Source organism: Enterococcus sp. 7E2_DIV0204 (assembly GCF_002140855.1).
Lineage (GTDB): Bacteria > Bacillota > Bacilli > Lactobacillales > Enterococcaceae > Enterococcus_L > Enterococcus_L lemimoniae.
In genome coordinates this window covers 1-9,946 of sequence record NZ_NGKY01000007.1, presented here as the reverse complement: position 1 = coordinate 9,946, position 9,946 = coordinate 1, and the positions used below count along the sequence as shown (strand labels likewise).

At 32.0% G+C, this 9,946-nt stretch carries 9 protein-coding genes; 3 read left to right on the top strand and 6 right to left on the bottom strand.

Annotated features, from left to right (window positions below):
• From A5819_RS18820 to A5819_RS18805, 4 genes are all read right to left on the bottom strand, one after another.
• Window positions 1-536, bottom strand: a 536-nt coding sequence (locus A5819_RS18820; RefSeq protein ID WP_176271519.1) for a restriction endonuclease subunit S, incomplete at its 3' end; no start/stop codon positions are given.
• On the bottom strand, window positions 491-2,509 hold the full coding sequence (locus tag A5819_RS18815; protein ID WP_086353111.1) for a class I SAM-dependent DNA methyltransferase: 2,019 nt from the start codon (window positions 2,507-2,509) through the stop codon (window positions 491-493). The genes A5819_RS18820 and A5819_RS18815, both read right to left, overlap by 46 nt.
• 456 nt (window positions 2,510-2,965) lie before the next feature.
• On the bottom strand, window positions 2,966-4,330 hold the full coding sequence (locus tag A5819_RS18810) for a bacteriocin secretion accessory protein (RefSeq protein ID WP_086353110.1): 1,365 nt from the start codon (window positions 4,328-4,330) through the stop codon (window positions 2,966-2,968).
• A gap of 11 nt (window positions 4,331-4,341) precedes the next feature.
• A complete protein-coding gene (locus tag A5819_RS18805; RefSeq protein ID WP_086353109.1) occupies window positions 4,342-6,495 on the bottom strand; it encodes a peptide cleavage/export ABC transporter in 2,154 nt (717 codons plus the stop codon).
• A 165-nt stretch (window positions 6,496-6,660) separates the two neighbouring features.
• Here A5819_RS18805 and A5819_RS18800 point away from each other — a divergent pair, with 165 nt between their 5' ends.
• The 3 genes from A5819_RS18800 (at window position 6,661) to A5819_RS18785 (ending at window position 8,093) form a co-directional block, all read left to right on the top strand.
• Window positions 6,661-6,825, top strand: a complete 165-nt coding sequence (locus A5819_RS18800; protein WP_086282452.1) for an enterocin 1071A family bacteriocin — start codon at window positions 6,661-6,663, stop codon at window positions 6,823-6,825.
• A 26-nt stretch (window positions 6,826-6,851) separates the two neighbouring features.
• Window positions 6,852-7,022, top strand: coding sequence for a lactococcin G-beta family bacteriocin (locus tag A5819_RS18795; protein ID WP_176271518.1), 171 nt, complete (start codon window positions 6,852-6,854; stop codon window positions 7,020-7,022).
• Window positions 7,023-7,595: 573 nt separating this feature from the next.
• On the top strand, window positions 7,596-8,093 hold the full coding sequence (locus A5819_RS18785) for a hypothetical protein (RefSeq protein ID WP_086353108.1): 498 nt from the start codon (window positions 7,596-7,598) through the stop codon (window positions 8,091-8,093).
• A 634-nt stretch (window positions 8,094-8,727) separates the two neighbouring features.
• Here the strand turns inward: A5819_RS18785 and A5819_RS18780 are convergent.
• Together A5819_RS18780 and A5819_RS18775 are read right to left on the bottom strand one after the other, a co-directional pair.
• Window positions 8,728-9,201, bottom strand: coding sequence for a DUF536 domain-containing protein (locus A5819_RS18780; RefSeq protein WP_086353107.1), 474 nt, complete (start codon window positions 9,199-9,201; stop codon window positions 8,728-8,730).
• Window positions 9,194-9,946: replication initiation protein (locus tag A5819_RS18775; RefSeq protein ID WP_139843566.1), on the bottom strand; the 753-nt coding region annotated here is incomplete at its 5' end. The genes A5819_RS18780 and A5819_RS18775, both read right to left, overlap by 8 nt.

Genomic DNA, 9,946 nt, shown 5'->3' with positions numbered 1-9,946 from the left:
TATGCCTCGATCTGTTGGACATAGTATGCCATATATTGAAAATCGAGTTGATTGTCTTTTGATGGTAATTTTAGAACAAAGTTTTCACTTTTTAATTTCGAACTTGATAATTGATTTCCATAAGTGTAACCATTCAGTATCGATAGCAAAGCTGTGACAAAATAAATACCTGTACTTCTATCCAGAACAAAGCCCTTCGGTTGTAATGCATGTACTTTCATTTCAAGACTTGCTTTATATGGATGATAAAAAATTCCTCCACTAGAACCAAAAAAATTCACACTTATAAAATTTTCAAAATGTCTTGCTGCCATATTTTTTTTAGTGTCGTAATAACCTATTATGCCATTATTTTCTGATTTTGCTGAAATTCGTGGAATATTTCCTTCCAGTAACATATCTTTGGATAAAATTGATCCTGTCCCAATTGTAAACAAGTCTTCTAATCGATAGTCTCGCCACTCACTAGGTTCTTGTAGTGGTGGCAAAATTACTTTGGGAAGTTTTCTCCTTGTATAATTTGGCTGACTTCCCAACTCAGATAGTCTCCCACTACTTTCATGAAATCTGCTTCAGTTGGCTTTGTGTCAATCGTTTGGTGTCGTTCAAAGTTCCAGTCTGTTCCTGAATCTGTAATTGTGTCCTCGAAGTAAATGGAGTCTAAATCCCATTGAGCTTTCAAACCTTGTGCACGTTTCCCTTGTTTATAAATTTTTAAAATATCTTCGTAACGTTCTGCTGGGTGATCAATTTCTAGTAAATTTCTTGCAGTACGTTTATAGCCATCATTTCTAAAATCAATAAACTTCACTAACTCATCATAGTCATGCTCTTTCCCTGTATGCTCAAATATATAAATCGACGTTTGTACACCTGCCATTGGTTGAAATAAATCCACAGGCATTTTTATAGAGGCAATCAGTTGATTTTTTTTCAATATTCGCTGATTACTCTTCACGGCTTTTCCTGAACCTGCAGAGTCTTGAATGATAATTGCCCCGAGCCCGCCTATTTCCATTTTTTCTAAGCCGAAAACAATAAACGGCATGCCATTTTCTTCGAAACTAAAAGGAGGATTGAGTAATAGAATAGTTGGTTTAAATTGTTCGTACAGTTCTGCCGGTGTTTTAAAAGTATTTGCCTTTTGAATGTTTGCACTACCGTCTTTCCGTAAGATCATATTTGTTGCTGCCAAAGTATACATTTCCGCATTCAATTCAATTCCTAGAAGCTGCTCTTTTTTGATTTTTTTGATTTGTTTTTTAGCTGCTGTCGTTTCCTTTCCAACAGTTTCTGCATCATTGATCATCAATTCCATAGCGGATATAAGGAAACCAGCAGATCCGGTTGCTAAATCCATAACTTTGCTATTTTTGTTGACTTTCAAAATTTTCGCCATCATTTTAGTCACATAAGGTGGGGTTAAAACAATCCCGATTTCTTTTCCGTCACCTAAAGCATATTTTAAAAATTCAGAATACATTTCACCCATAATATCCAAATGTCCAGCTGTTTCATCAATCGATTTAAAAATAAATTCATAAATGAATGTAAATATTTGTTTGTTCGCTGATTGTTCTTGTGCAAATAGTTTACTTACTTCTTTATCAAGCATTGTTTCTTCATCTCGTTGGCTATCTTTTTTGATTTCATTGAATGAAGCTAACATCAGATTTATTTTTTCATTGGGAATATTGCGTGCATGTAAGAATTCAGAAATTTGGTTATAAATTTGTACACCGTCACGTTTCGTTTCAGATTGGATTCCTCTCAGATCTTCTGGCAATAACCCATCTTGAATTTTATTTCCATTAGGATCTAATACGTCCTGCATGGATAATAACATTCCAGAGACGTATAACACACGTTGTGGTGCAGTAATATTATGATTATGCATAAGTTTATTGAGTTTTTTTGCTTGTTTTGCTAAATCTGATTTTGAACGAATTAAAATATCATGCTTTTCTTCTTCGGTTAGTGTTGCCTGGTTATAAAATTCTTTAAAACTAGCTTTATTTTCAAGGAAATCTAATGTTGTGACGTTTTCTAAATATTTGTAAGATTTCTCTCCCGAACCATAAACATAATAAACTTTATATTGGATATTTTCTTCATTATCACCTGCAATACCAATAGCAATGACATCATCAAATTTTCCGTTGTCAATCATAACGTTGGCATAATTGATTGCGCCATTAACCGCAAAAGATCTAACCGATTTTTCATCTATTTTTATGCCATCTTTTGTTTCAGAAATAAGTTTTTTTAATCCCAGTTTATCTTCAATGACAACTGCAATCTTTCGATTATTAATTTCAAAAACAAAAGTAAATTCAGGTTGTCCAAAATTAGCTTTATTTTTTGTTTTTGCACCACCCTTTAAGGCCTCTTTTAAATAGTCACTCATGTCAGATTGTTCATAATAATCTTTTTGACTCACTAAGCCCATTGTTGTGAATTTTGCTTTTACGTAATCATCGACGTATTTTTCAAGTTTCCAATCGTTCATGTTACACGCTCCTTAGTAATGAAATAACTATATCATAGAGTGATCTGAATACAAACGAACAAACTAAAAAAAGCTCTATAAATAAGAGCTCAAAAATTAAATACTAAAGCTACGTATTACTAAGAGTAATTGTTATTTAACTGTCTTGTTAACATAATAAAGAATTATACCAAGTACCAGGAATACCAACACTTCCAGCCACCCAAAACACCCAAATTAATTGGTCTACCTCTAAATGGAAACAGAAACCCTGTTAAAACAAGGTTTCTGTTTTGCTTGTTTTTGCGAATCTCATGTATGGAAATTCAGGAAGCTTGTTATTGAAAAGGACGTTATATGCAACTTAAAATGGTGGTAATAACATCAAATAATCCATCTAAAGTCCGTTTTTCACCATAGGTTCTTTTGCGCAATACAATTTTCGGAAATAAATATTTTTTCATTGATTAATCCCTCCTAAGTTTGATTAAAAAGTAAGTCCTTTAACTGTTTCCAATAAGTTTTTTTACCAATGACGAATGTCATATCTCCAGTTAAACCATATCGAAATTCTGTGTTCTTAGGAATAGTTACTAACCCTTTGACTGAGTAAAATACTCCTTGTTCAGTTGTTGTGCTAGTTTCAGAAATTTCAGTTAGCTTGCCGTTTAAAATCCTTTCGGAAATCCCTTTTTTGTCTAATTTAAGGTGTATCGGCATTCCAACCTTTACATAGGTCATTTCGTTAGCAGGTATTTGTGCTACAACGGTCATTTCCGTGGTACTTATTAAGGGATAAATGTCTGCAACTATCGTTCCTTTAGGGATTTCCTTCATAGATTTATATTCAGAAGCTAGGTGAATAACTCCATCTGAAGGAGCATAAATTGTTTCATTTTTTAGCTCGTATTCTATGTTTTTTAGTGTAGCTTCATTTTCTTCATAACTCAATAAAAGTTCCTGTTTTTTTTCTTTTATTATAGCAACTTGCTGCTCTTTTGTTTTATCAACAGCTGTTTTTTGACTAGCTATATCATTAACTGGAGAAGTAGGTAGATCAGCGCCATCTTTTTCAAGTTGTAATTGATCAATTGTTTGTTTTTGTTGACTAATTAAGGTATCTATTTCCGCCAATATAGTTGCTTTTACTTGTTCTTTTTCTGTTTCAGGAGTTGCAGTTACTTGTTTTAACCATACAGCATATTTCGACATATTTTCTGCTGTGTATCCTTGCAAAGATTGTTGGTTTAGCCAAGCAGCACGTATTTGCGTCCATTCTTGTAATTCATTTTGTTTTTTTGTTAACTGTTCAGATAATTGATTTATTTTCTTTTGCGTAGAAGTTAAATTATTCTCATAAGTATTTTCAATTTGTTGCGTAGCTTGAGTTATTCCTTCTTTTTCTTTTAAATAAGCGTTTATTTGATTAGAATATCCGTATGCATCACTTTGTTCAAATAAATTCTGTTCAGCTTCAAAACTTTTAACAAGAGTATCAATAGCTTGAATCTGTTGATTGATAGAAGATAATTTTTCTTTTGTTTGTTGCTGTTGCTTTGATAATGGATCTAAATCAAAGGTAATCAGAGGATCTCCTTTTTTTACTACAAGGTTTTCTTTCAATTGATTTTTTATAACGGAAGCTTCAATAGGAATCTGGACATGTATTATTTCATTTGAAGTAAGTTGTCCTTTAGAACGAATTACCTGTTCTGAAGATCCATAGACAAGAAATAGAGTCACTCCAAAGAACAAGAGCATAATAGGATAAAGTATCCATCGATAAAAATGTGATTGTTGTTTTAAATATATAGTTGAATTATTTTGCCAATCATTTGTCATAAAAATACTCCTTAATTATTAATTTCCCAAAGCTTCTGATACATTCCACGATTGTAACGGAGTTCATCGTGCGTACCCTGTTCAACCAGTTTTCCTTGATCCATTACAAGTACATGATCACATGCTTTAGCGATAGACAAATGGTGGGCTATAAAAATAATCGTTTTGTCTGATAAGTTTTTTAAATTTTGTATAATTGTATGTTCTAGTAAGGTATCCATACCACTTGTAGCTTCATCCAATATAAGTACTTCAGCATCTTTCAAAAGCGCTCTAGCGAGTGCTAATCGTTGTTTTTGTCCACCTGATAAATTGGAGCCACCTTCCTCTATAAGTGTATCAAAGCGTAACGTCTGTTGATTTATATAATCTGATAATTGAACAAAGTCACAGATCTCTATCACTTTTTCAAATGAAGGTTCTTCAGACAAACCAAACGTTAGATTTTCAAGGATCGTTCCATGAAAGAAAAACGATTCTTGCGGTACATATGTCACGTGGTCTCTCAGAAAATGAAGATCAATATCTTGCATGTTGATTTTCTGATACGAAATTGCCCCTTCAGAAGGAGAATAGAAATGGACAAGCAATTTAGCTAATGTTGATTTTCCAGATCCACTTACGCCGACTAAAGCGATTTTAGCATTCTGAGGAATAAACGTTGTGATATTTTGTATCACAGGTGCTTTCATTCCATAAGAAAAGGAAACATTGTCAATAGTAATACCATCATTGAAAATTTTTGACGTTATATTTTTAGTTTGAGATCCTTCTATTCGTTCAGGTTCAATATAAAATATTTCATTAAGACGACGGTTTGCTACCTGAGCAGTCTGCATTTTTACTTGTAGATTGATAATATTTTGCAAAGGATCTGTAAAAAAAATAAGGAGTGAATTAAATGTTATTAATTGCCCCAAGCTGATTGTTCCGTCTATAACAAAATAAGATCCAATCCATAAAATAAGAACGCTGCTTACTAATTGAATCCCATGCTTGAAACCTTGTTGAATGTTGTCGAGGTTAGATTGTTTAAAGGATTTTTTCATCAGTTTTACGAATTGTTGATCGATTTTATTATAAACTTTTTCTTCACCATTATAAGCTTTTATTGTTTCAATTCCCTCTAAGCTTTCGATAATACTAGCATTTAAAGTAGCACCTGCAGCCATTTCTTGTTCATTTGAGCGATCAAATGCTTTAACGAAAGCTAGAATAGCAACTACGTAAAATGGAATGGTTGCAAGGGAGATAAAGAAAAGTATCTGATTCTGAACGAATAAGACAGCACCAATAATGACCACCATACCTACGTCTAAAAACATTGACAAAGTAGCACTTGCTAAAGCATCGATAATTTTATTAGCATCGAGAAATCGAGAAATGATTTCTCCTGATTTCCTGGTCGAAAAGAAAGTCATGGGTAATTTTAGTACATGCTTAAAATAGCTGAGCATAACAGATATACTCATTCGTTGACCGAGAACGATTAGTAAATAACCTCTGCTGTATTCGAATAGAACTTGAAAGAAATAAACAAAGATAAGACCAATGGACACGGTATTTAAAGTAGATAGTGTTTGATTGGGAATAAATGAATCAATAATTCCTTGAAAGTAATAAGAGCCTAATATGCCAAATAATGTTATAAAAAATGAGGCTAACACGATATGTGCGATTATTCCCTTTTGCTTGAAAAGAATGGGCAAAAAAGAAGTAATACTATTTACTTTTTCTGTTGTAGGAGTATATTTTTGATTGGGAGTCATTAATAATAAAACACCTGTCCATTGTTTCTCAAATTCTGATATTGATTGAACTTTTATTCCTTTATCAGGATCAGCTATGTAAAGCATTCCCTCTTTTACTTTGTAGACCACTACATAATGAAAATATGATTGATCAATTAAGACATGTGCAATTAGTGGCATTGCTAATTGTTTTTCTTTCCATACTTCTGAATCTGCTTGAACAGCTTGACAATTAAAATTAAATTTCTCAATACACTTTTTCAAACCATATGCTGAAGTTCCTTCTAAATCTGTTCCAGAATGATCACGTAATTTACTAATAGGTACTTCAGTTTTATAGTAGCTTAAGATCATGGATAAACATGCAATTCCACAATCTTTTTCATCTTGTTGTTTTACTAATTTAAATTTCATCAAAATCTCCTTGAATTATTTTTAGACTAAAATATAACAAAAAAGCTATCGCTTAATTATTGTTATATGGTACAATATGATTGTATTATATCATTTTTTGAGTCAATATAACGATAAAAATTATGGTATAATAATTTTGTATAATAAGAGAAAGGTGGTAATTTGATGAAAGTTTTGTCAGAAAAAGAATTAAAAAAATGTGTTGGGGGCTCTGTTTGGGGTACGATTGGTGAATATGCGGGAACAGCTGGTTACTGGGTTTTAAAAGGATTAGGAAATATGAGTGATGTCAATCAAGCTGATAGAATAAATCGTAAAAAAAGAAGATAAAAATACATTAAAGGGAGACGATTCACTTGATAAAAGAAAAAAAAGTTAGAACTTTGAATGATAAAGAGTTACAGAATGTTTATGGTGGAGCTAAATGGGGATGGCTTGGTTGGGTCGAACCTGTCGGAGAATTTCTTGGTGGCTTTGTAAAAGGAGTTCAAAAAGAAGGAAATAGAAACAAGTGGAAAAATGTTTAATTATCTATTAAAATAAACACAGTTAACTTCTTTAAGTTAACTGTGTTTATTTTAATAAGACTGGAGTGCTCTGAGAATGCAAATAATCATATTTATAAATTTCATTAGTTTTATTTTACTATTTTTGGGTATATATATCGATTACAGAAAAATTCAAAAATTATATTTAATTTTTTCTTTATCTGCAATTATTGCTACAGTTATCAATTTAATTCCTAATATAAGCAGCACTTTATCAATTATATCTTTAATTTTGGAAGTTATTTGTCTAATTTCTGTTGTGCTAATGTATATTTTTCTTAAAAAAAATAATCTAGATAGGAGAGCCAACTTAACTTTTCTAATTTTTTTCCTAACCGAAACTATCATTATTTTAAACAACTTAATTAATTGGTAAGCCATTAAACTTATTATTTTATGTACATAAGTTTACTTTTAAAATAATAGTATCATAAGCAAACATAGTCAAATTTCACCTAATTAATTAAAGTATTTTAAATTTTTAAATCAACTCTACTCTAGAAATTCGGCTACTACCCCTATCTTGATAATAATGCGTTAGGAGAATAAAAAATGAATAGTGAATTATTAAAAGACACAAGAGAGCATCTTAATCTGAGTATAGCAAGCGTTGCATTACAAACAGGTTTATCTAAAAGAGTAATTACAAGAAATGAACAACCAAATCAGGTTCAAGATAAGGCAGTAATGATTATTTTAACAGAATACTATAAAAGAGTTGGTAATATTTCTGAAGCTAGTTCCAAGTATGATAAGTGGTTGTCTAGTTTAACTATTGGAGATAAGATTCTTTTAAAAGAGGAGACAATTGGAACAACAGATAGTTTTTGTTACACAGCTAATATTGTAAAAAAAATTACTGACAATTATATTGTACTAGATAACCATATGGAGATCAGTATATTGTCGGGAGAATTTATATATGATGCTCCTAATGGAATGACTCTACGTTATAAAATTTATCCTTATACAAATGATATAAGCAGTTCAAAACAGTCTGAATTTCTACAAAAAGTAATAGCTCTATTTACTAACGGAGGAATACTTTAAAATTTTGGTGATTAGCGCCAATATTAATATTTAGACTAAATTAGAATTGCCAAGCTCGTTAAAAAGCCAAAGAGATTTAGTTCTTTTTGGTTTTTTCTTATATACTCTTCGGATCGCTACCACAATTTCATCCCAAAGACAAAAATCGTTCATTTTATAGCGCAACTTTTCGTACCATTGATTCCGTCCTCTTGTCTATTACAATAAACGGGAGTCACTGGAACATCCGTACAGAAAATAGCGGTAGTGGCCAACTGATTTTTAATAAAACGTTGATTTAACAGCATTTCTTATTTTTCTGAAAGTGTTCCAGTGACCCCAGAGCGTTCAACTTTAGATTGCCTGGAACAGCAAGCAAAAGTTAAGAAGAGCATAAGGGAAATCTGTACCCAAAAGAGCGGGTATCCTAGCAGTGCTAGGTGATTTATGTGGGTACATGAAAAGAGGGCTAGGGACATGTTTCGAACATGATTGGGACACGTTAGGAACATAGTAAGAACATATTTGAGACATGATAAGAGCGTAGATATACTCTGATAAAATGACGACTAAAATTTATAGTGCCCAATTATACCCACCTTTTGAAAAGGTGGGATTTTAGCGTGCAGTGGCTTTCTATTGATCAAACCAAAAATCAGGAATCTTTCCGGAGAAAATGCCACCACTTTTTATCCGGCATTGAATCAGGATCAGTTTTTGGTTCTTCAGCTGAAGGTTGTTCCTCTTTAGGTGATTGAGATCCAATTTGTAATTGAGCTTCTAGTTGCTCGATTCGTTTATTTGACTGAAGGGTGAGTTGTTGTTGTTGATCTAGTAATTTATGCAATTCCTTTTTTTCGTTCTGAAGATCCTCAATTAAGTTTCTTAAAAATAGAAGTTCGGAGTTGTCGTCAACTTTTACGTCTTTTTGTTGACGATTTGTTGACGATTTATCTTTAAACATTGATTTTATAATGTTTTGACCATCAACTGAAAGATAAACTGTATTGCCTTTTTTTGACATAAATTGATGTAAATTTGTTGACGAATCTTTTTTTATCTTTTGCCATATTGCTTGTTTAGTAACTCCAAGTTCTTCAGCAAGTTCTTTTATAGTTTTATCAGCCATTCTCTTCACCTTCAGACTGAGCCTTTTGTAAGATAGGATCCCAATATTTTTTTAAATCAAAAGACATTAAGGTAGCCAAGGTATCTAAAAACTGAGTAGCATTTGGCATTCTGTAGGTATCAACTTCTCTAGCTTCAGAGAAAAGCTGTGCTTGCTCATCAAATGATCGATCACGCAACTGCATTGCTTTTTGGAAGAACTCTTCCTGAAGTTTTTTCTTTCTTTCTTGGTCTTCTTTTTCAACAGCAAGAATTTGTTCAGGTATTGTTTCTGTTCGGATAGGTGTTTTTTTCATTCTAAGTTCTTCAAAATCTTTCCATTCTCCTGTTTTTTCGGCTTGCCAAGTAAAGCAATAACCTGTAATGGGATTCCCTCTGGTTTTAGCTTTTTTAAGATTAACTTTTAACCCTTTAAAGTAATTTGTCAGTTCCTCTTGAATAGGTTTTAACACTCGTTTATTGATATCTGATTGTGCATAAGACTTTGGAATATCTAATAATTCATGAAATTCTTCTTTTCTAAATTCTTTTATACCTTGAGTACGCCATTGTTTTAAAATTCTGTAAGTTGTTTTAGCATATGTAGAACGGATTTTAGTGAATTCTTCCAATTCAAAGCTAGTGAAATTAGCGTTAAGTTGATTCAATATATATTCAAATTCATCGGAAATGGATATGGTTACATTCTGACTCTCAAAGTCTACTTCAAATTTTTTAAAGAGTGTCATAACTACTTTCTTTTTACT

What these genes read in the sequence shown, in the direction of transcription:
- A5819_RS18785 (WP_086353108.1), top strand. Translation starts at nt 7,596, where the DNA reads ATGAATAGTGAATTATTAAAAGACACAAGAGAGCATCTTAATCTGAGT.
- A5819_RS18780 (WP_086353107.1), bottom strand. Translation starts at nt 9,201, where the DNA reads ATGGCTGATAAAACTATAAAAGAACTTGCTGAAGAACTTGGAGTTACT.
- A5819_RS18805 (WP_086353109.1), bottom strand. Translation starts at nt 6,495, where the DNA reads ATGAAATTTAAATTAGTAAAACAACAAGATGAAAAAGATTGTGGAATT.
- A5819_RS18815 (WP_086353111.1), bottom strand. Translation starts at nt 2,509, where the DNA reads ATGAACGATTGGAAACTTGAAAAATACGTCGATGATTACGTAAAAGCA.
- A5819_RS18800 (WP_086282452.1), top strand. Translation starts at nt 6,661, where the DNA reads ATGAAAGTTTTGTCAGAAAAAGAATTAAAAAAATGTGTTGGGGGCTCT.
- A5819_RS18810 (WP_086353110.1), bottom strand. Translation starts at nt 4,330, where the DNA reads ATGACAAATGATTGGCAAAATAATTCAACTATATATTTAAAACAACAA.